This window comes from Pseudomonas sp. TMW22089 (genome assembly GCF_022496645.1).
GTDB classification, from domain to species: Bacteria; Pseudomonadota; Gammaproteobacteria; order Pseudomonadales; family Pseudomonadaceae; genus Aquipseudomonas; species Aquipseudomonas paraversuta.
Genome location: NZ_SCFG01000007.1, coordinates 26,879 through 48,370, shown reverse-complemented (window position 1 = coordinate 48,370; position 21,492 = coordinate 26,879). Strand labels below are relative to the sequence as shown.

At 58.4% G+C, this 21,492-nt stretch carries 21 protein-coding genes and 1 pseudogene; 12 read left to right on the top strand and 10 right to left on the bottom strand.

Going from position 1 to position 21,492, the window contains the following annotated elements; all coding sequences use genetic code 11:
- Positions 1 to 153: 153 nt before the first annotated feature.
- Positions 154 to 873 (bottom strand): UTRA domain-containing protein, encoded by a 720-nt coding sequence (locus tag EQV90_RS09215; protein ID WP_240878016.1) that lies wholly within the window; start codon positions 871 to 873, stop codon positions 154 to 156.
- Between the two features lie 335 nt (positions 874 to 1,208).
- On the opposite strand from EQV90_RS09215, the gene EQV90_RS09210 reads away from it, so the two are divergent.
- From EQV90_RS09210 to EQV90_RS09185, 6 genes are all read left to right on the top strand, one after another.
- Positions 1,209 to 2,276: an ABC transporter substrate-binding protein gene (locus tag EQV90_RS09210; RefSeq protein WP_003446874.1), complete on the top strand. Its 1,068-nt coding sequence runs from the start codon at positions 1,209 to 1,211 to the stop codon at positions 2,274 to 2,276.
- A gap of 111 nt (positions 2,277 to 2,387) precedes the next feature.
- Positions 2,388 to 3,203: an alkaline phosphatase family protein gene (locus EQV90_RS09205; RefSeq protein WP_010656988.1), complete on the top strand. Its 816-nt coding sequence runs from the start codon at positions 2,388 to 2,390 to the stop codon at positions 3,201 to 3,203.
- Positions 3,200 to 4,036 (top strand): ABC transporter permease subunit, encoded by an 837-nt coding sequence (locus tag EQV90_RS09200; RefSeq protein ID WP_003446872.1) that lies wholly within the window; start codon positions 3,200 to 3,202, stop codon positions 4,034 to 4,036. Before EQV90_RS09205 ends, EQV90_RS09200 begins: the two co-directional genes overlap by 4 nt.
- Complete coding sequence (locus tag EQV90_RS09195; RefSeq protein WP_003446863.1) at positions 4,023 to 4,823, top strand: ABC transporter permease; 801 nt, start codon at positions 4,023 to 4,025, stop codon at positions 4,821 to 4,823. The genes EQV90_RS09200 and EQV90_RS09195 overlap by 14 nt, the downstream gene beginning before the upstream one ends.
- Positions 4,820 to 5,809, top strand: a complete 990-nt coding sequence (locus EQV90_RS09190) for an ABC transporter ATP-binding protein (protein WP_003446861.1) — start codon at positions 4,820 to 4,822, stop codon at positions 5,807 to 5,809. The genes EQV90_RS09195 and EQV90_RS09190 overlap by 4 nt, the downstream gene beginning before the upstream one ends.
- Before the next feature lie 34 nt (positions 5,810 to 5,843).
- Positions 5,844 to 6,497 (top strand): HAD family hydrolase, encoded by a 654-nt coding sequence (locus EQV90_RS09185; RefSeq protein ID WP_003446860.1) that lies wholly within the window; start codon positions 5,844 to 5,846, stop codon positions 6,495 to 6,497.
- A gap of 85 nt (positions 6,498 to 6,582) precedes the next feature.
- Here EQV90_RS09185 and EQV90_RS09180 read toward each other — a convergent pair whose 3' ends face one another.
- A complete protein-coding gene (locus EQV90_RS09180; RefSeq protein ID WP_161718345.1) occupies positions 6,583 to 7,545 on the bottom strand; it encodes an NAD(P)H-quinone oxidoreductase in 963 nt (320 codons plus the stop codon).
- 139 nt (positions 7,546 to 7,684) lie between these two features.
- Between EQV90_RS09180 and EQV90_RS09175 the strand changes: the two genes are divergently transcribed.
- A complete protein-coding gene (locus EQV90_RS09175) occupies positions 7,685 to 9,766 on the top strand; it encodes a carboxy terminal-processing peptidase (RefSeq protein WP_177412934.1) in 2,082 nt (693 codons plus the stop codon).
- 107 nt (positions 9,767 to 9,873) lie between these two features.
- On the opposite strand, the gene EQV90_RS09170 is transcribed toward EQV90_RS09175, so the two are convergent.
- From EQV90_RS09170 to EQV90_RS09155, 4 genes and pseudogenes are all read right to left on the bottom strand, one after another.
- Positions 9,874 to 10,320 (bottom strand): SEL1-like repeat protein, encoded by a 447-nt coding sequence (locus EQV90_RS09170; protein ID WP_161718341.1) that lies wholly within the window; start codon positions 10,318 to 10,320, stop codon positions 9,874 to 9,876.
- On the bottom strand, positions 10,321 to 10,689 hold the full coding sequence (locus tag EQV90_RS09165) for a hypothetical protein (protein WP_003446852.1): 369 nt from the start codon (positions 10,687 to 10,689) through the stop codon (positions 10,321 to 10,323).
- A pseudogene (locus tag EQV90_RS09160) lies at positions 10,686 to 11,046 on the bottom strand (helix-turn-helix domain-containing protein). The gene EQV90_RS09165 and the pseudogene EQV90_RS09160 overlap by 4 nt, the downstream one beginning before the upstream one ends.
- A 415-nt stretch (positions 11,047 to 11,461) precedes the next feature.
- On the bottom strand, positions 11,462 to 12,181 hold the full coding sequence (locus EQV90_RS09155) for an FKBP-type peptidyl-prolyl cis-trans isomerase (RefSeq protein ID WP_010656991.1): 720 nt from the start codon (positions 12,179 to 12,181) through the stop codon (positions 11,462 to 11,464).
- 278 nt (positions 12,182 to 12,459) lie between these two features.
- On the opposite strand from EQV90_RS09155, the gene EQV90_RS09150 reads away from it, so the two are divergent.
- Entirely contained in the window at positions 12,460 to 14,274 is a 1,815-nt protein-coding gene (locus EQV90_RS09150) for a di-heme-cytochrome C peroxidase (RefSeq protein ID WP_240878015.1), read from the top strand.
- 43 nt (positions 14,275 to 14,317) lie between these two features.
- On the top strand, positions 14,318 to 15,454 hold the full coding sequence (locus EQV90_RS09145) for a catalase family protein (RefSeq protein ID WP_240878014.1): 1,137 nt from the start codon (positions 14,318 to 14,320) through the stop codon (positions 15,452 to 15,454).
- A gap of 51 nt (positions 15,455 to 15,505) precedes the next feature.
- Here the strand turns inward: EQV90_RS09145 and cysB are convergent, their stop codons facing one another.
- From cysB to EQV90_RS09125, 4 genes are all read right to left on the bottom strand, one after another.
- On the bottom strand, positions 15,506 to 16,480 hold the full coding sequence (cysB, locus tag EQV90_RS09140; protein WP_003446844.1) for an HTH-type transcriptional regulator CysB: 975 nt from the start codon (positions 16,478 to 16,480) through the stop codon (positions 15,506 to 15,508).
- 111 nt (positions 16,481 to 16,591) lie between these two features.
- Complete coding sequence (locus EQV90_RS09135) at positions 16,592 to 17,092, bottom strand: universal stress protein (RefSeq protein WP_003446842.1); 501 nt, start codon at positions 17,090 to 17,092, stop codon at positions 16,592 to 16,594.
- 95 nt (positions 17,093 to 17,187) lie between these two features.
- Entirely contained in the window at positions 17,188 to 18,105 is a 918-nt protein-coding gene (locus tag EQV90_RS09130; protein ID WP_003446840.1) for a 5'-nucleotidase, read from the bottom strand.
- Between the two features lie 38 nt (positions 18,106 to 18,143).
- A complete protein-coding gene (locus tag EQV90_RS09125) occupies positions 18,144 to 18,530 on the bottom strand; it encodes a thioredoxin family protein (RefSeq protein WP_003446838.1) in 387 nt (128 codons plus the stop codon).
- Between EQV90_RS09125 and EQV90_RS09120 the strand changes: the two genes are divergently transcribed.
- The 3 genes from EQV90_RS09120 (at position 18,529) to EQV90_RS09110 (ending at position 21,469) form a co-directional block, all read left to right on the top strand.
- Positions 18,529 to 18,975, top strand: coding sequence for a PilZ domain-containing protein (locus EQV90_RS09120; RefSeq protein WP_029612824.1), 447 nt, complete (start codon positions 18,529 to 18,531; stop codon positions 18,973 to 18,975). The two genes, EQV90_RS09125 and EQV90_RS09120, sit on opposite strands and share 2 nt — an antisense overlap.
- 131 nt (positions 18,976 to 19,106) lie before the next feature.
- Positions 19,107 to 20,183, top strand: a complete 1,077-nt coding sequence (locus tag EQV90_RS09115) for a 3-deoxy-7-phosphoheptulonate synthase (RefSeq protein WP_003446834.1) — start codon at positions 19,107 to 19,109, stop codon at positions 20,181 to 20,183.
- Between the two features lie 176 nt (positions 20,184 to 20,359).
- Complete coding sequence (locus EQV90_RS09110; RefSeq protein WP_003446832.1) at positions 20,360 to 21,469, top strand: DUF2817 domain-containing protein; 1,110 nt, start codon at positions 20,360 to 20,362, stop codon at positions 21,467 to 21,469.
- Positions 21,470 to 21,492: the final 23 nt, after the last annotated feature.

Here is a 21,492-nt window from a genome sequence, read left to right as displayed (position 1 = left end):
GAGCTGGCTTGCCAGCGATGGGATTCAGCGGTTGCCATCGCGAGACAAGCTCGCTCCTACAGAGTGCGGGGTGTCGCTTGCAGATCCTGTGGAAGCTGGCTTGCCAGCGATGGGATTCAGCGGTTGCCATCGCGAGGCAAGCTCATTCGGGGTTCAACGTTCGGCGACGTCCACTCCGATATGAATTGCATCATGTCGCCAGTACTCCAGATCGCAGTCGATCAGACGCTCGTGCTGGTCGTAATTGATCCGGGCAATTCTCAGGCCCGGACTGCCCGCAGATACTTTGAGCGTGGCCGCAGCTTCCAGTGGCAATGCGGTGGGCACTATCTCAAATCGCACCCGACCGTAATGCAAGTCGTAATGCCGGGCATACAGCTCGGTGATCGACTGCGTGAGGTCATACGCCAGGATCTGCGGGAAGTATTGCGGGTTCAGGTAGTGCTCTACATACAACACCTGGCGACCATCAATCCGCCGCCCCCGACATATGCGGATCACGCTGGACAGCGCCGGCAGTTGCAGGCGCTCACACACCGCAGCAGAAGCCGGCTGCAAACGCGCCGAAATCACCTCGGTGGTCGGCACCCTGCCCTGGGCACTGACCATGGCGTGAAAGTGACTGCGCTGCATAAGGTTGTAGGCCAGGCGCGGCGGCGACACAAACCAGCCACGCCGTTCCTCACGATAGACCAGGCCCTGGGATTCGAGCTGTAACAACGCCTCGCGCACGGTGACCCGGGTGGTGGCAAACAAATCACTGAGTTTGCGCTCCGCCGGCAGCTGGCTGCCACACGCCAGCAGGCCGTGTTCAATTTGCTCTTGCAGCGCGCGGCCGATCGCTGTCACCGCTTTGGGTGCACCCTCTCGCATCAATGTTACCTATCTGGACTAGTCCAGCACCAAATGTGGGCAGGCTTGGCCTGCGAAACCATCAACTCTTGAAGCTAGCAGCCTAGGCAGTGCAGATGACTGTTGGATGACACTCACCTTCAGTTTATCCGCCAAGGCCATACCATCCGGGGCTTTAGCCATGGTCTACGCTAAGCCGGTGCCTCAGGAAGGGTCATTAAATCGAGTTGCACAATCAATGCCGACATCAAAGTGTCATGACTGCCCCTTAACTTGGCTCAGGTATTGCTGACCTAGACCAACCCACCGCAAAAGAGCAATAAAACCCAGCGTTGAAAACGCCCAAGGAGCTTCGGATGAAACAGTTTTTCCTGGCATCACTGTTAGGCACCAGCATCGCCCTATGCACTTCGGCCATGGCTGGCGATGTGGACTTGAAAACCCTCGAAGCCGCTGCCAGGGCCGAAGGGGCAGTCAACAGTGTCGGCATGCCCGATGACTGGGCCAACTGGAAAGGCACTTGGGCTGACCTGAACAAGCTGTATGGCCTCAAGCATATCGACACCGACATGAGTTCGGCCCAGGAAGTGGCCAAGTTCGATGCTGAAAAAGACAATGCCAGCGCCGATATCGGTGACGTCGGCGCTGCCTTCGGCCCCATTGCCGTGGCCAAGGGCGTGACCCAGCCGTACAAGCCGACTACCTGGGAGCAGATCCCCGAGTGGGCCAAGGACAAGGACGGCAACTGGGCCCTGGCGTATACCGGCACCATCGCGTTCATCATCAACAAAAAACTGCTGCATGGCTCCGAAGCCCCCACCAAGTGGTCCGACCTGAAGACCGGCAAATACAAAGTCTCCATCGGTGACGTCAGCACCGCAGCCCAGGCGGCAAACGGTGTACTGGCTGCAGCCCTGGCCAACGGCGGGGATGAAAAAAACATTCAGCCTGCCTTGCTGATGTTTGCCGACATTGCCAAGCAAGGTCGCCTGTCGCTGGCCAACCCGACCATCGCCACCATGGAGAAAGGCGAAGTGGAAGTGGGCGTGGTCTGGGATTTCAACGGTCTGAGCTACCGCGACAAGATGGTCAAGCCGGATGACTACATTGTGCTGATCCCTTCTGATGGCTCGGTGATTTCCGGCTACACCACCATCATCAACAAGTACGCCAAGCATCCGAATGCCGCCAAGCTGACCCGGGAATTCATTTTCAGCGATGCCGGCCAGACCAATCTGGCGCGGGGCAATGCACGGCCGATTCGCGCCGAGCACCTGAAGCTGCCGGCTGAGGTCCAGGCCAAGTTGCTGCCTAACGAGCAGTACAAAACCGTGACTCCGATCAAAGACCCCGCCGCATGGGAAAAAACCTCCAAGGCGCTGCCACAGCAGTGGCAGGAAGAAGTCATTATCAATATGCAGTAACCCTGCAGCTTTGATCTGTGCAGGAGCGAGCTTGCTCACGAGCTCTTTCAACGCAACAACGTAAAGCTCGCGAGCAAGCTCGCTCCTACAGGTTTTGTGGAGTCGTCGTACATGAAACACAACGTCATCCTGGTTGTACTCGACGGCCTGAACTATGAGGTCGCCCGCCTGGCCATGGGGCATTTACAGGCCTATGTCGGGGCAGGACGCGCCGCCCTTTATAAACTCACCTGCGAACTGCCTGCTCTGTCGCGGCCGCTCTATGAGTGCATCCTCACCGGGGTGCCACCCATTGCAAGCGGCATCGTGCACAACAATGTGTCGCGCCTGTCCAGTCAACGCAGCGTGTTCCATTACGCCCGTGAAGGTGGACTGACCACCGCAGCGGCGGCCTATCACTGGGTCAGTGAACTGTATAACCGCTCGCCCTTCGTGATCGCGCGCGACCGTCATACCCGGGGCGCCGATTTGCCGATCCAGCACGGGCATTTCTACTGGAGCGACCATTACCCCGACTCCCACCTGTTCGCCGACGCTGAAAGCCTGCGTCTTGAGTGTTCACCGAATTTTCTGCTGGTCCACCCCATGAATATCGACGACGCCGGGCACAAGCACGGTCTCGACACCCCGCAATACCGCAACAGTGCCCGCTCGGCCGACATCATTCTGGCCGACTACCTGCAAGGCTGGCTTGAGGCCGGCTATCAGGTACTGGTCACCGCCGACCATGGCATGAACAACGACCGCTCGCACAACGGCATCTTGCCCGAAGAGCGGGAGGTACCGCTGTTCGTGCTCGGCGAGGCGTTCAGCCTGAACCCGGATGTCACGCCCGGGCAGACAGAGCTGTGCGGCACCATCTGCGAACTGCTGGGGGTTACCCATGACAAACCGGTCTGCCGCGACTTGCTGAGGCCCACAGCATGAGCCGGGGTAAATGGCTGGCGCTGTTGTGCTTGGTACCCTTCGCAGTATTTTTTTTCGTATTTCAAATCGCTCCGCTGCTGTGGGTACTGATTCACAGCGTGCAATCGCAGGACAGCGGCTGGGGCCTGGCCAACTTCAACAAGATTTTCAACTCGAAGTTCTACTTGCAAGCCATCCAGCACAGTCTGGAAATCAGTTTCTGGTCCAGCCTGTTCGGCATCGTGATCGCCGTTCTGGGCAGTTACTCGCTGCGCAAGGTGGACTCGCGGCTGCGCAACTTCGTCAACGCATTCGCCAACATGACCAGCAACTTTTCAGGGGTGCCGCTGGCTTTCGCATTCATCATTTTGCTGGGCTTCAACGGCAGCATAACGATCATGCTCAAACAGGCGGGGATCATCGAGGATTTCAACCTCTATTCCAAAACCGGCCTGATCATTCTGTACACCTATTTCCAGATCCCCCTCGGCGTATTGCTGCTGTATCCGGCGTTTGATGCCCTGCGCGAAGACTGGCGCGAATCGGCTTCATTGCTGGGCGCCAGCAGCTGGCAATTCTGGCGGCATATCGGCCTGCCGGTACTGACTCCGGCCCTGCTCGGCACCTTTGTCATTCTGCTGGCCAACGCCCTTGGCGCCTATGCCACGGTCTACGCCCTGACCACCGGCAACTTCAACGTATTGCCAATCCGGATTGCGGCAATGGTCTCGGGCGACATCAGCCTTGATCCCAACATGGCCAGCGCCCTGGCGGTGATTCTGGTGGGGTTGATGACTCTGGTAACCCTGGTGCATCAGTGGCTGTTAAAGAGGAGCTACCATGTCGCGCGCTGAATCCGCCCCGGCCAGCCTTTACCACCGCAGCGTGGTGTATGTGCTGCTGCTCATTCTGATCCTGCCGCTGGCCGGCACCCTGATTTACTCCATCGCCAGCAGTTGGTCGGCGACCGTATTGCCCAGCGGTTTCACCTTCAAGTGGTACAACCAGCTATGGGGCGATCCGCGTTTTCTGGCGGCCTTCGGCCAGTCACTGCTGGTCTGCGTGGCAGCGCTGGTGCTGTCGGTGATCCTGATTTTGCCGTTGCTGTTTGTGGTGCATTACCACTTCCCCAAACTCGACGCGCTGATGAACATCCTGATCCTGCTGCCCTTCGCCGTACCACCGGTGGTGTCATCGGTGGGCCTGCTGCAACTCTATGGCTCGGGCCCGCTCGCCATGGTCGGTACGCCGTGGATTCTGATTGGCTGCTACTTCACCGTGGCGCTGCCGTTCATGTACCGGGCAATCACCAACAACCTGCAGGCGATTAATCTGCGTGACCTGATGGATGCCGCCCAACTGCTCGGCGCCAGCACCTGGCAGGCCGCCTTCCTGGTGGTTCTGCCCAACTTGCGTAAAGGCCTGATGGTGGCCCTGCTGCTGTCGTTCTCGTTCCTGTTCGGCGAGTTTGTGTTTGCCAATATTCTGGTGGGCACCCGCTACGAAACCCTGCAGGTGTTCTTGAACAACATGCGTAACAGCAGTGGTCACTTCACCAGTGCGCTGGTGATCTCCTACTTCCTCTTTGTACTGGTGCTGACCTGGGTTGCCACCTTCCTGAACAAGGACAAAAGCCAATGAGCTTCGTCAGCGTTGAACACCTGCAGAAATCCTATTCCGGCACCCCGGTCTTCAGCGATATCAATTGCAGCATCGCCAAAGGCGAGTTCGTCACCCTGCTCGGCCCCTCGGGCTGCGGCAAGTCCACGCTGCTGCGCTGCATCGCCGGGCTTACCCCGGTGGACGGCGGCCGGATCCTCCTCGATGGCGAGGACATTGTGCCGCTGAGCCCGCAAAAGCGCGGGATCGGCATGGTGTTCCAGAGTTATGCCCTGTTCCCCAACATGACCGTCGAGCAAAACGTGGCGTTTGGCTTGCGCATGCAAAAAGTCAAACCCGATGACAGCCACAAACGCGTGGCCGAGGTGTTGCAACTGGTGGAGCTCAATGACTTCGCCAAGCGCTATCCCCATCAGCTGTCAGGCGGCCAGTGCCAGCGTGTGGCCCTGGCCCGCTCGCTGGTCACCCGCCCTCGCCTGTTGCTGCTGGATGAGCCGCTGTCGGCGCTGGACGCTCGTATTCGCAAGCACCTGCGTGAGCAGATCCGCAACATTCAGCGCGAGCTGGGGCTGACCACCATTTTCGTCACCCACGACCAGGAAGAAGCGCTGGTCATGAGTGACCGCATCTTTTTGATGAACCAGGGGCGCATTGTGCAGAGCGGCAATGCGCAAACCCTGTACGCCGCGCCGGTGGATGTATTCGCCGCCGGGTTTATCGGCAACTACAACCTGCTGGACGCCGACACTGCCAGCCGCCTGCTGCAGCGTCCGGTCAACAGCCGCATCGCCATACGCCCGGAAACCCTGGGCCTGAGCCTGCAAGGCGAGGCAGACACCCTTATCCGCAACCACAGCCTGTTGGGCAATGTGATTCGCTATCGCGTAGAGGTCCGCGGCGTGGAATTGATCGTTGACGTGCTCAACCGCTCTCCCGCAGATCTGTATCCGGATGGTCAGCGCGTGGCATTGTCCATCGATAGCAGCACCCTTTGTGAGGTAGCCTGATGCCTTTAAACACTTTGAAGAGAGAGTTGCGCTGATGGCCCTGGCAATTTTTGATCTGGACGAAACCCTGATTCACGGCGACTGCGCCACCTTGTGGAGCGAGCAGATGGGCCGCCTGGGCTGGGTCGATCCGCAGTCGTTCATGCAGCGCAACAACCAACTGATGGAGGCCTATGGCCAGGGCAAACTGGCGATGGAGGACTTCATGGACTTTAGCCTGGAGCCGTTGATAGGTCGCACTCCCGAAGAAGTCGCGCACTTGGTCGGGCCCTGGGTTGAGGACTACATCGAGCCGATCATCTTCAGCGACGCAACTAAAACCATTGCTGCACATCGCAAGGCCGGTGACCGGATTCTGGTGATCTCGGCCTCGGGCACACACCTGGTCAAACCCATTGCCGAGCGGCTGGGAATCGATGAAGTGCTCGGGATCGAGCTTGAAGTAAAGGGTGGCATCTATACGGGCAAAACCCTGGGCACCCTGACTTACCGCGAAGGCAAGATCACCCGCTTGCTTGAATGGCTGGACGCCGAAGAAGAAAACCTCGAAGGCGCGAGCTTCTACTCCGATTCACGCAACGACTTGCCGCTGTTGCTCAAGGTCGATCACCCGCACGCGGTCAACCCCGACCCGGTGCTACGAGCACATGCAGAAGAGGCCGGGTGGCCGGTCCATCACTGGAAATAACCCTCCCTCCTGCAGGAGCGAGCGTGCCCACGGGCTCTTCGTGGGCGTTTTGAGCAGCTCGCTCCTGCAGAGAAGAAAAGGCGGTTTAGATCAGACTCGGGTCTATGACCACCACCAGCTTGCCCGATACCTGATTGCTGGCCAATTCGGCATACGCCTGCTGGGCCTCTTCCATCGGGTAAGCCCTGGCCAATTGCGGGCTTAGACGACCTTCGCTAAACAATGGCCATACCTGCTGGTTCAGATCGCTGAGCAAGTCAGCCTTGAACTGATCGTCTCGAGTGCGCAGGGTCGAACCCAGCAACTGGATGCGTTTGCCCAGCACCAGGGCCAGATCCAGCTCGGCCTTGCGACCGCCCATCAAACCGATCAGCACCCAGCGTCCGTCCAGGGCCAGCAGTTTGAGGTTGGATTCGGCGTAGTTGGCACCCACCGGGTCCAGTACCACATCGAACGGCCCAAAGGCTTTCAACCCCTCAAGCCCATCGGCCCGAAGCACACCGCCCTGGGCTCCCAGCGCCTCGCAGTAGGCCAGTCGCTCAGCGGAACCGACGCTCACCCAGCACGGGCTGCCAAACGCCTTGCACAGCTGAATGGCCGCTGAACCAACACCACTCGCACCGGCGTGCAATAACACTTTCTCTCCCGGCTTGAGACCCGCCAGTTGAAACAGGTTCAGCCACGCAGTGCTGTACACCTCAGGCAATGCTGCCGCCTGCGCCAGTGACAATCCATCAGGCACCGGCAGGGCGTGACGGGCATCCACGACCACTTCCTGGGCCATGCCGCCGCCGGCCAACAGGGCACAAACCCGGTCACCGACTTGCCACGAAGAACCGGGGCCAACTTCACTGACCACCCCCGAACACTCAAGGCCCAGAAACTGACTGGCGCCAGGCGGCGGCGGATACATCCCCGCGCTTTGCAGCAAGTCGGCCCGATTGAGGCCCGCTGCCGCCACGCGAATCCGAATTTGCCCTACATCACAGGTGGGGCTTGGCTCTTCAACCCACTTCACTTGACCTTCAACGCCTTGCAATGCTTTCACAGTGCCTCCATAGTGAGTCTGGACTGAGCCCGGCGCTGTTGCACCGGGCTTCTTGCATTATGCGGCCGGTCCTTAACGGAACCGGCGACTTCAAAGACGGCCTAATATGCGTTATCAATTGCCCCCGCGTCGAATCAGCATGAAGCATTTATTCCCTAGCACCGCACTTGCCCTATTCATTGGCCTGGGCGTATTGCCGTTTTCGGCCAATACGTTCGCCGCTAACAGTTGGGATAACCTTCAGCCCGATCGTGATGAGGTAATTGCCAGTCTTAACGTCGTTGAGCTGCTCAAACGCCATCATTACAGCAAGCCGCCTCTGGATGATGCGCGTTCCGCGATTATCTATGACAGCTATCTGAAGCTGCTCGACCCTTCACGCAGTTACTTCCTGGCCAGCGATATTACCGAGTTCGACAAATGGAAATTCCAGTTTGACGACTTCCTCAAAAGCGGCGACCTGAACCCCGGCTTCATCATCTACAAGCGCTACCTGGATCGTGTTAAATCGCGTCTGGACTTCGCACTTGCCGAGCTGAACAAGGGTGTTGATTCGTTCGACTTCAACGCCAAGGAAACCTTGCAGATCGACCGCAAGGACGCTCCATGGCTCAAGACCGAAGCCGAGCTCGATGACCTGTGGCGCAAACGCATCAAGGACGAAGTCCTGCGCCTGAAGATCGCCGGCAAAGAGCCTGCGAAAATTCAGGAACTGCTGACCAAGCGCTACAAGAACCAGCTGTCGCGCCTGGATCAGACCCGCAGTGAAGACATCTTCCAGGCCTACATCAACACCTTCGCCATGTCTTACGATCCGCACACCAACTATCTGTCACCGGATAACGCGGAAAACTTCGACATCAACATGAGCCTGTCGCTGGAAGGCATTGGCGCCGTGTTGCAGAGCGATAACGACCAGGTGAAAATCGTGCGTCTGGTGCCCGCGGGCCCTGCCGACAAAACCAAGCAGGTGGCTCCGGCCGACAAGATCATCGGTGTCGCCCAAGGCGATAAAGAGATGGTCGATGTCATTGGCTGGCGCCTGGACGAAGTGGTCAAACTGATTCGTGGCCCTAAAGGCTCCGTGGTCCGCCTGGAAGTGATTCCGGCGAGCAACGCGCCAAATGACCAGACCAGCAAGATTGTGTCCATTACCCGCGAAGCGGTGAAACTTGAAGAGCAGGCGGCGAAAAAGTCGATCCTGAACCTCAAGCAGGATGGCAAGAACTACAAGCTGGGGGTCATTGAAATTCCAGCCTTCTACCTGGACTTCAAAGCCTTCCGTGCGGGCGACCCGAACTACAAGAGCACCACCCGCGACGTTAAAAAACTGCTGACCGAGTTGCAGAAAGAAAAAGTCGATGGCGTGATCATCGACCTGCGCAACAACGGCGGTGGTTCGCTGCAGGAAGCTACCGAGCTGACCAGCCTGTTTATCGACAAAGGGCCAACGGTGCTGGTGCGTAATGCCGACGGCAAGGTGGACGTCCTTGAAGACGAAAATCCGGGCGCCTTCTACAAAGGCCCGATGGCGTTGCTGGTCAATCGCCTGTCGGCTTCGGCCTCGGAGATTTTCGCCGGTGCCATGCAGGACTACCATCGTGCGCTGATTATCGGCGGTCAAACGTTCGGCAAAGGGACGGTGCAAACCATCCAGCCGCTGAACCATGGCGAGCTGAAACTGACCCTGGCCAAGTTCTACCGGGTTTCCGGCCAGAGCACCCAGCATCAGGGGGTACTGCCTGACGTGGCCTTCCCGTCGATAATCGACACCAAGGAAATTGGCGAAAGCGCTCTGCCTGAAGCGATGCCGTGGGACACCATTCGTCCTGCCATCAAGCCGGCTGTTGACCCGTTCAAACCCTACATTGATCAGCTCAAAGCCGAGCACGATGCACGGGTGGCCAAAGATGCCGAGTTCATCTTCATTCGCGACAAGCTGGCCCTGGCCGATAAATTGATGGCCGAGAAAACCGTCAGCCTGAACGAAGCCGAACGTCGTGCCCAGCACGCCGATATCGATGCCAAGCAGCTGGTGATGGAGAACGCCCGTCGCAAGGCCAAAGGCGAAGCGCCACTCAAGGAAATGAAGAAAGAAGACGAAGATGCATTGCCGGTTGAACCTGAAAAGACCAAACCGGAAGACGACGCCTACCTGAGTGAGACCGGGCGGATTCTGCTGGACTACCTCAAGCTCAGCTCGCAGGTAGCCAAGAAATAAAACCCGCCACACAGCTGCAGGAGCGCGCTCCTGCAGGGCGGGGACAACGATGTAAAAAGGGCGGACCGCATAACACGGCCCGCCCTTTTTATTGGCAAAAATATACCCTAAGGCTGGTAGTGCCTGGCCAGTTGCGGATCAGGCAATAAACCAGGCCCACCCCGCTGATACAACTCAGCCAGTTTAAGGGTGGCCAGTGGATGCCCGGCCTTGGCCGCCATCGCCCACCAGCGCGCCGCTTCTGATGCATCCGGGCGGTTAGCGGTGGTACCCGCCAGGCTGAACACCCCTAGCTGGTACGCCGCCTTGGCATCACCGCCCTGAGCCGCCAGGCGCAACAAGCGCACGCCCTCCTCTCGAGCCCCCAGCCCCTGGCCGCGAAAAGCCAGGATATGGCCATAGAAGCTTTGAGCCCCGGTATCCCCCAGGTTGGACATCCGTGCAAACTGCCCCTCCATCCAGCCCCAGATGCGCGGCTGACGCACACACCAGGACTGGTGGAACAACTTGCGGGCAACCCCGTAGCCCAGACGTGCCTTGAGCCGACCTAGCACTCAGGCCTCCTCATGTTCGTAAGTGTATTCAAACACTCGAACCACTTCAGACGCGTGCCACGACGCGGCAGCAACACCATCCGGCGGCCCGGCAAAGCGACCCAGGCGCTCCACGCACTCAAAAAAACCGGTGCGGGGCAAACGACTGGCACCCTGGCTGATCACCAGTGAACTGCGTAACGGCTGATCAGCCTTGGCATCCATTGCCGCCAGATGTTCAAGGGCGGCAGTCAGCGTCAACATCGCCGGGCTCGGTAACTGCAAACGCTCCAGCAATGCACGGTAAGTCAGCAAGTGGCGTTGTTGACGTGCTTTATCAAGCTCAGCCAGTAACCCATCCCAGTGTTGACGACTGATGCGTACATTCATGATGTTTCCCTCCAGCCCGGAACACCCATCTCCCAGGCCAAGCTGCGACGAATGGCGAGATCAGGCAGACGCTCACCGGTTTCAATCATTACCAGATAGGAAGGGCTAATGCCTACAGTGCGGGCCAGGACTTCAAGGGCCAGGCCCTTGCTCTCGCGAAGACCACGCAACTGATCGAGCCCGGGCAACACCTGATCGGGTTCAGGTGGCTGTGATTCGGTCTCAGGTGTTTGTAGTGCCGTAGGGGGGGGCCGCCTGATCATCGAGACCTGCGGCTTTGAGTAGCGCCTGATAGCTTGCCCATGGCAGGACTGCGTATTCAGGTTCGCCATTAAGCTTGATTACTTGGACATCCATTTACCAAACCCCGTCAGACTTCTTTGTAAATCGAGTCGGAACTTTCCTTAGAAGCTTAATCCTAACAGCCGCCAAGGTCTCTGGGGTTTTTGATCTGGAGGAGCGAATTCATGCAAGACAGGCGCAAACCTGGGGATAGCCGGCAAATGTTATCCACACAAATTGTGGATAACCTTGTGAACAGAGCTGATTTTCACGGCTGAAAGCCACGTTCTATAAGGGCTGCGCTCAGATCGGGCATTTTTTACACACATAAAAAATCCCATAAATTCATTGACTTGGCGGTCAGCAACCACTAGCCAGCAAGCATCTGGGACATTTTGTCGCTGTCTGATCAGGCCGGCATGGATCGCCAATGGCACTGCAGAAACGACAACGCCCCGTCGAGACGGGGCGTTGTGCGGGCAAAAGCAGATTACTGGGCTGCGTTTTGCTCAGGCTTTGCAGGGTCTTTGATACCCAGCAGTTCCAGATCGAATACCAGCACCGAGTTGGCCGGGATCGCCGGGCTCGGGCTTTGCGCGCCGTAAGCCAGCTCGCTAGGAATGTACAGCTTGTACTTCTCGCCAACATGCATCAGTTGCAGACCTTCAACCCAACCCGGAATCACGCCACTCACTGGCAGATCAATCGGGCTGCCACGCTCAACCGAGCTGTCGAAAACCTTGCCGTCGATCAGCTTGCCTTCGTAGTGAACAGTCACTACGTCGGTAGCTTTAGGCTGTGGGCCGTCGGCTTTTTTGATCACTTCGTATTGCAGGCCCGAAGCGGTAGTTACAACACCGGCTTTCTTGCCATTTTCTTCCAGGAATTTTTTGCCTGCAGTAGAGGCTTCTTCACTCATTTTGGTCAGACGTTCTTCCGCACGTTTTTGCAGGGCTGCAAACGCTTCGATCAGTTCGTCATCTTTAAGCTTTTGATCTTTCTTGCCGACGGCGTCTTCGATACCCAGGGCTACTGCCTTGGAATCCAGATCGTCCATGCCTTCTTGAGCCAGGCTTTTGCCCATGTTCAGGCCGATGCCGTAAGAGGCTTTTTGCGCCGGGGTTTTCAGCTCTACGCTGGTCTGCGAATCACAACCCGCCAGTACCAGGCTTACCAGGGCCACAGCTGCCGCCAACCTATGCTGTTTCATGCTTTTTCCTTGTTCATGCGCCAAATGGGCAATCGAGTAAAGCCGCGAGCTTATCAGGCGGCCGCGACCAATGGCTACCGGCATGAGAGGGCCTAATCGTGGATAAGTTCACGGCCTGAGCTCTGTCCGGGCACAATTCATATTTCCCGTATCTTTTACTTACATATCAGAGAAGCTGTAAACCTCGCTCATATCATAGGCATGAGATTACATGGCTGCTTGCTGCCAGACAGCAGCTCAGGCATAAGACTGTGAAAAATTTTACAAGGAGCGTTACTGTGCGTTTGTTTTACCGTGTTCTGCTAGTGCTGTTCGTGGCACTGGCGCTGTGTCTGGGCCTGGTGCTTTACTTCATCGCCAACCCGAAACTACCTGCCTACCAAGCCCCGCAGCAGCTGCACTTCCTCGATCAATGGAGCCCGGCTGACCGGCAAGCCTATTACTACACGCCCCAGGGCACGCAAGTTAAAGGCCTGCATTACGACTGGTTCAGCGCCCTTGAACTGCCCTTTTCCAAACAATCGTTCGCCGCGCCCGAATATCTGGCCCGCTTCGGATTTTTGATCGATCCCCAACAGCAAGCCAGTGCCGCCAATCCCGGCAACTTGCCAGTGGGTTTCACCCGCCATCAAAACCCGGGCAGCAAGGTGCAATATCTGGATATCACCTGCGCCGCCTGCCATACCGGTGAACTGCGCTTCAAAGGCCAGGCCCTGCGCATCGATGGTGCCCCCGCACAACACGTATTGCCCTCCAGCGTTCCGACCCTGCGTGGCGGCAGCTTCGGCCAGGCGCTGGTCGCCAGCCTCGCAGCCACCTACTACAACCCATGGAAATTCGAGCGCTTCGCCCGCAAGGTTCTGGGCGATCAGTACCCAGCGCAGCACCAACAACTGCGCAAAGACTTCAAGGTGTCGCTGGATAACTTCCTGGCCGTGGCCTGGAATGACACCCATCGCGGACTCTATCCAACCCTGGAGGGGCCGGGCCGTACCGATGCCTTCGGCCGGATTGCCAATGCCAGCTTCGGCGATGCGATTTCACCCGACAACTACCGGGTGGCCAACGCCCCAGTGGACTACCCGCACCTGTGGGACATGTGGACGTTCGACTGGGTACAGTGGAACGGCTCGGCCAAGCAACCGATGGCACGTAATATCGGCGAAGCGCTGGGGGTCGGCGCGACCCTGAACTTCTTTGATGACCACGGCCAACCCCTGCAGGGCGATGCGCGTTATCCATCGAGTGTGCGGGTTCAAGACTTGCACCTGATCGAACAAACCCTGCAAAGGCTCAAGCCCCCGGTCTGGCCCGAAGAACTGTTCGGCGCCATTGATCGCCCCCTGGCGGCCAAAGGGCGTGCGCTGTTCACTGAAAATTGCGCCGGCTGCCATGTGCCTGCCGTAGTTGAAGAGAACGGCCGGCTGGTCAAGCAACTGAAAATGCTGCCTGTAGAAGTGATAGGTACCGACCCCAATACCGCCAACAACATCGCCGACAATCGTTACGACCTGCGCGCCCTGCAATGGGACCCGGCCGAGCTGGCCAGCATGAATGTGGACCTGTATCCCAAGAGCGATGCGCCGCTGGACCTGGGCAAACTGTCGGTGGCCAAAGGCCTGGCCTATGTCACCGCCTTTGTTGAAAAACATGCCTACCAAGAGGCCGGCATCGGCCCGCAGGAACAGGACCGTCTGAATGGCTTTGGCCTGCCGATCGGGGTGATGGAACTGCGCGCCTACAAGGCACGGCCGCTGGACGGGATCTGGGCCACGGCGCCGTTCCTGCACAATGGCTCGGTGCCTACGGTGTATCAGTTGCTTTCGCCACAGTCAGAGCGCGCCGAAACCTTCTATCGCGGCAGTTTCGAGTACGACCCCCGCCACCTGGGCTATCGCACGGAAGCCTTTGACGGCGGATTTGTGCTCGATACCCGCATCAGTGGCAACCACAACAGCGGTCACGAGTTCCGCGCCGGCCCCCGTGGTAACGGGGTGATCGGCCGCCTGCTGCAACCCCATGAGCGCTGGGCATTGCTGGAGTACCTGAAAGTACTCGGTGGCCCGCTCGAACAACAGTTACCCAACGAATGAAGGGCCTTCAACGCCCCCAGGATTTTGCTAAAAGGATATCTGCATGTTGACCGCACTCTGGCTTCGCCTCGGCTCCTGGCTGGGCAAGCTGCTGCTGATTGTAATAACCCTGGGACTGCTCGGCTGGGCATTGGCCACCGCCTGGTTTGCCTGGCAGCACCGTGGCCCGGTGGCGGCCCAGGAGCAGATCCCGGCTGGTGAAGCGGCGATGACTCAGGACACCATCCGCACGGCGATCAAGATCGTCGACCAGCACCGCGAGAACACCCGGTATTTGCGTGATGCCCACGCCAAGGCCCATGGCTGCGTCAAGGCGCAAGTACAGGTACTGGATGACCTGGAGCCGGCATTGCGCCAAGGGGTATTTGCCACCCCGGGTCATACCTGGCAAGCCGTAATGCGTCTGTCCAACGGCAACGCTTACCCGCAATTCGACAGCATCCGCGATGGGCGGGGCATGGCGATCAAGTTGCAGGACGTTCCGGGGGCTCAGTTATTACCCGGCCAGCAGGGTCGGGCCGAACAAGACTTTGTGATGTTTAACCATGCCAATTTCTTCGTCAGCGACGTCGCCGAGTATCGTCAGAACATAGCTGCCCAGGCCGATGGTCAGAAGGCTATGGCATTCTTCCCTTCATGGGACCCGCGCAGCTGGCAAGTCCGTCACTTGTTTATCGCGCTGGCCACCCTGGCGCCTGCCCCGGCCAGCCCGACGCAAACAACCTACTTTTCGGTTTCGCCTTACAAGTTCGGCAGCGCCAATGCCAAATACCGCGTGGCACCTGATCCTGACAGCTGCCCGGCCTACACCCTGGCGGAGCAAAATCAGAAGCTGCCCAACTTCCTGCGCAATGCCTTGAGCCAGCAGTTGTCCACAGACCGGGTGCCGGCGTGTTTCGTGCTGCAAATCCAGCGCCAGAATGCCAACCGCTTCATGCCGATCGAAGACACCAGCATTGAATGGAAAGAGTCAGACGCACCTTTCGAAACGGTGGCCAGGATCAAGGTGCCTGCCCAGGACTTCGACACGCCAGCGCAGAATCTGGCCTGTGACAACCTGTCCTTCAGCCCCTGGCATGGCATTGAAGAACATCGGCCGATTGGCGGCATCAACCGCCTGCGCAAGGCGGTCTATGACGCCGTGAGCCAGTACCGGCACACGCGCAACGCAGAGCAATAAAATCGGGGGGGGGGCCTGTAGCCGCTGCCAGGGCAGCGGCTACAGCCAGTCTTAGTGCACCGGCAGTTCAACGCCTTCAAACAGGTCTTCCAGTTCCTGTTTGTTGTGGCACTGGATGGCTTTGGCCATCACTTCGCGGGTCAGGTGCGGCGCGAATTTTTCAATAAAGTCGCACATGAAACCGCGCAGGAACGTACCACGGCGGAAGCCGATTTTGGTGATGCTGGACTCAAACAGTTCGCTGGCATCCAGTACCACCAGATCCTTGTCGAGATTGGCATCCACGGCCATTTTGGCCACGATGCCTACACCCAGGCCCAGACGCACGTAGGTTTTGATCACGTCAGCATCCGCGGCGGTAAACACCACTTTCGGAGTCAAACCGCGATGGCTGAATGCTTCGTCGAGTTTGGAACGACCGGTGAAGCCAAATACGTAGGTCACGATCGGGTATTCAGCCAGGGCTTCGAGTGTCAGCTTTGGCAACTTGGCCAGCGGGTGACCCTGAGGCACCACTACGCAGCGGTTCCAGCGATAGCAAGGCATCATCACCAGATCGCCGAACAGTTCCAGGGCCTCAGTGGCAATTGCAAAGTCGACGGTACCGTCGGCGGCCATCTCGGCAATTTGCATTGGCGAACCCTGATGCATATGCAGGGCAACATCCGGGTACTGCTTGATGAAATTGCTGATCACCGGCGGCAATGCATAGCGCGCCTGAGTGTGGGTTGTGGCAATCGACAGGGTGCCTTTTTTCTCGTTGGAAAATTCCTGGGCAATTTGCTTGATGCTTTCGACCTTGCGCAAAATCTCGCCGGCGGTGGTGATGATGCGCTCACCAGCAGGCGTCACGCGGGTCAGGTGTTTACCACTGCGGGCAAACACCTCCACGCCCAACTCGTCTTCAAGCAAGCGGATCTGTTTGCTGATACCCGGCTGTGAGGTGTAAAGGCTCTGCGCGGTGGCCGAAACGTTGAGGTCGTGGTGCGCCACTTCCCAGATGTAGCGCAATTGTTGAAGCTTCATATGCATCCCTCAAAGCAAATAGGCGCCAGGGTATCGGCGGCGATATATAACTATATGGAAGGTAAGAACAATAAATCTAGAACTTTTTTATCAATTTTCTGCTCTACACCTTCACCCGTCTGTGGGACGGCGACGCTGCAACAGCGGTACCAGATACACCGGCATCTGCGCCAACTCGACAACCCGGGCAGCTGTGCGCCCTAGATGGGTAATGTCCCCCGATGGCTGGCCATGACTGCCGAGAATCAGCAGATCCACTGCAAGCATTTGCGACTGTTCCAGAATGACTTGCGAAGGCTCCCCCTGAATCACCTTGACCGAGCGAATCAAGGCCAGCTCCTGCTGCCTCTCGGCCAATTCGTCACGCAAGCTATCAACTATCCGGTGTTCAATATTGCCAAGCATGGTGCTGATACCCTGCTGGTGCAGTGCGTTCAGAGCCTGTTCATCGAGATAGCTTTGCAATACCGACTCGGCAAACAGCCCCATGGGCTCAACCACATGCACCACATACAAATCGGCATTGAAGCTGTGGGCCAGCCCCAATGCATGCTGCATTACAACCGGAGCGTAAATTCCGAGGTCCGTGGCATACAGTATCGAGCGAATCATGCGACCTCCCCGACTGCCTGAATGGGCCGAGATGGAGTCAGCTTAGCAGCGCCCGGACAAGTACGATGAGGCACACGATGACTTACACCTTGCCCCTACTCAGGGGCCAGGTCCCTGGACTCATTGCTTATGCCGTGGGGTACATGGCCGGTGGCGACAACTTGACGCGCCCTTTCACAATGACCCGCCTGATCATCAAAAAACACATCGGCAGCGAAGGCCTCGAGAAACGCGGATTTATCCAGACCACCGAGAAACAGGGATTCGTCCAGACGAATGTCCCAATCGCGCAATGTACGGATCACCCGCTCGTGGGCGGGCGCCGAGCGCGCAGTCACCAGCGCGGTACGGATCGGACAGGTATCGTCAGGGAACTCGCGCTGCAACAGGTTCAAGGCCTCCAGGAAGCCCTTGAACGGTCCGCCACGCAACGGGCTGCGAGCCGCTTCACGCTCCAGGGATTGAAACGCCTCAAGGCCCCCGGACTGGAAAACCCGTTCGGATTCATCGGAAAACAAAACTGCATCACCGTCGAAGGCGATACGCAATTCGTTGCTCTCGGCACGTCGCGCGCCTCCGGAAAGGATCGTTGCCGCCGCAAAGCCGGCGTCCAGCGCGCTGCGCACATCCTGGGCATGGGTCGACAGAAACAGGTCACAACCAAACGCACTGAGATACGCATGGGGGTTGCGGCCACCGGAAAATGCCGCCCGGGAGATACCCAGGCCATAGTGCTGGATAGAATTGAATACCCGCAGCCCGGTGTCTGCACTGTTGCGCGACACCAGTACCACCTCGACCCGCTCATGGCCGAGGCTGGCGTTAAAACTGAGGAGTTTTTTGACCAGCGCGAATGCATCGCCCGGCTCCAGCACCTCATCTTCATGCTCGATCTGATACTGACGGTAAGCCTCGATGCCTTGCGCCAGATACACCTGGTGGCTAACGCTCAGATCGAACAGCGCCCTGGAAGATATGGCCAGCACCAGCTTGCCCTTTAAGCCTTTGCTCATGTCGCCTCCACAGGTTCAGTCCGGCTTGAAACACCGATTCAAGGTAGCTCGTCAGGCTCAAGCAGCAAAGCCAGGCGAATGTGGTGCGCCAGCTCACCCTCGCTCAAACGCGATTTCAATTCACCATAAAACGCCCCGTCACACACAACGAACAGGCTCGGCAGATGAAAAATCCCGTACCGCTGGACCAGACCGCCATTGTCACCTGCGTCAATCCAGCACAGTCGATCGATGGGTAACTGCATCTCGGGCAACATTTTGCGCGCCGTGCGACACGCCGAGCATCCGGCGCCGGTAAACACCACCAGCGAGGTCCCGGGCAGCGCCAGTAGACGCTGATCCGCATCAAAGTCAGTCAGTTCCATTTCAATCACTATACTCACGAAAACAATATCAAAGTGCTGGCACTGGGAGTGTGCATACATGGGTCGTTTCTTACCTCACCCGGATGATGTTCCTGTTGAGATAACACCCCGCGAACAACCTTCTCTTTCACGCCAGAAGCTGCACTCTATCAGCCTCGGCGGCGTGTCATGCAATAGCGACAGAGGCTGGCGCCGGGGCACGGCCGTAGACATGTGCATGCCTACCCTCGGTGAAACCGCACGCTACCCGGGCTATATAGCCTGGTGCGAGAAACAGCCTGCAGGTTATCGGGTCGGCGTCGTTTTTACCGATGAGCAGACACTGTTTGGTGCGCGCATGGGCGAACAGGTGTGCCAGATCGAGCACTATTACCGCCTCCAGCATCCACAGAGCCTGCCCCTTGAAAATATCGAGACCCTGGCCCTGGAGTGGGTCAGCCGGCACGCCGTGGAGTTCTCCCAGGCCACACTCGATCGCGCGCTTGCCCGCACAGCACAGGATTAAAGCTGCGGATGCCCATTGTCGAATAAGCGGATAACGCGTTAAGGTTCGGCTCCCCGGTGCGCTCAATCATGCTGTGCTCCGCCGCTCGGGGATCGCTGGCGGCCGGCACCCGTGACCTGACGAGTAACACGATGGCTGATTTACCGATTGACGACCTAAACGTTGCCTCCAACGAAACCCTGATCACACCTGAACAGCTCAAGCGCGAGATGCCTTTGCGTGCAACGGCGCTGCAGACTGTGACCAAAGGGCGTGAGGTAATTCGCAACATCCTGGATGGCACAGACCATCGACTGTTTGTTGTCATCGGGCCTTGCTCGATTCACGATATCAAGGCTGCCCACGAGTATGCCGAGCGCCTCAAGGTGCTGGCCGCAGAAGTCAGCGACACCCTGTATCTGGTGATGCGCGTCTATTTCGAAAAACCACGGACAACGGTCGGCTGGAAAGGCCTGATCAACGACCCGTATCTGGATGACTCGTTCAAGATCGAAGACGGCCTGCATATCGGTCGCAAATTGCTGCTGGACCTGGCCGAAATGGGCCTGCCAACCGCAACCGAAGCCCTTGATCCGATTTCACCGCAGTACCTGCAGGACCTCATCAGCTGGTCAGCCATCGGCGCGCGTACCACCGAGTCGCAGACTCACCGCGAAATGGCTTCCGGCCTGTCCTCGGCCGTGGGCTTCAAGAACGGCACCGATGGCGGCCTGACAGTTGCAATCAACGCACTGCAGTCGGTTTCCAGCCCCCACCGCTTCCTGGGTATCAACCAGGAAGGTGGCGTGTCGATCGTTACCACCAAGGGCAACGCTTACGGGCACGTCGTCTTGCGCGGCGGCAACGGCAAGCCGAACTATGATTCGGTCAGCGTGGCCTTGTGCGAACAAGCACTGAACAAGGCAAAAATCACCCCGAACATCATGGTCGACTGCAGCCACGCCAACTCCAACAAGGACCCGGCCCTGCAACCGCTGGTGATGGACAACGTGGCCAACCAGATCGTCGAAGGCAACCAGTCGATTATCGGCCTGATGGTCGAAAGCAATCTGAACTGGGGCTGCCAGGCCATTCCTAAAAACCTCGAAGACTTGCAGTACGGTGTATCCATTACCGATGCCTGCATCGACTGGGCCAGCACTGAAACTACCTTGCGCAGCATGCACGCCAAGCTCAAGGATGTACTGCCCAAGCGTACTCGCGGCTGATCGATAACATCTCTTGGCGGGGCGGGCCTGCTCACCCCGCCAAGGGATGGACGCGTAACACCGGAGCCGGCACTCGCCGGCACCAGCCATCTGCTTGCTTCACCCCGGCCACCGCCTGCCCCCATTTCTTTGCGGACGCCTGAATGCCACGGCGCGTTCATAGACAGGAGAGCAGCATGAGCACAGGTTTCCCGTCACACCGCAGCTTTACCCGCCAACGTGAACAGTTTTTGGCCGCCGCCACTGCGGCAGGCGCACGCCTGTACCACTATCCTCACCCCCTGTGCGGTCCGTTTGGCGAAGCCCTGGGCACCGATGTCGCACTGATCGGCAACCCCCAGGCAAAACACCTGTTGATCGCCCTGAGCGGCACCCATGGGGTCGAAGGCTTTTATGGCTCGGATTGCCAAAGCCGGTGGCTGCAGACATTCAACCCGCAAACCCTGCCTGACGACGTGGCGGTGTTGATGATTCACCTGATCAACCCGTGGGGCACCGCGTGGATACGCCGGGTCAATGAAGACAATATCGACCTGAACCGCAATTTTCTGGATTTCAGCCAGGCACCGCCGGACAACCAGGCGTATGAGGCGCTGCATGCCATCTACACCTGCGATCAATTACGCGGCCCGCACCGGGAACAGGCCGACGCCCGGCTCAATGAGCGGGTGCAGGGTGAGGGCTGGCCGGCCGTGATGTCGATTGTCGAGGCTGGCCAGTACCGCCATCCCGACGGACTGTTTTATGGCGGCAACAATGCCAGTTGGTCTAACCGGACGCTGCACGAAATTTTGCGCGAGCACCTTGCCAGCGCCAGCGTCGCCATGTGCTTCGACCTGCATACCGGCGCGGGTGATTATGGTCATCCAATGCTGCTGACCATCGCCCAGGCTGCCTATCCGGCGCTTGCCGATGCCCGGCAGCTGTTTGGTCCATGGTTATTCACCCTGATCACCGGCGCCGACAGCCAAAGCGCTACCGGGGTTGCCGCGACGGCCACCGGATATGCCTCGCAAGCAATCATCGACGCCCTGCCCCGAGTGCGCCTGATGCCCTTTGTAATTGAATGCGGCACCTATCCTGGCGAGCAGGTTCACAGTGTTCTGCGCGATGACCAGTGGCTGCATCTGCACGGCGACCTGGACAGCCCGCAGGCGCGTCAGATCAAGCTGCAATTGCTTGAACAGTTCTGTCCGGCCGACAGCGACTGGCAAGAACTGGTGTGGGTACGCACGCGCCAGATCTGGGAGCGGGCGCTGGGGGCATTGATCAAGATGGCGGACTGAGGAGGCCGCCGGGGTTCGATCAG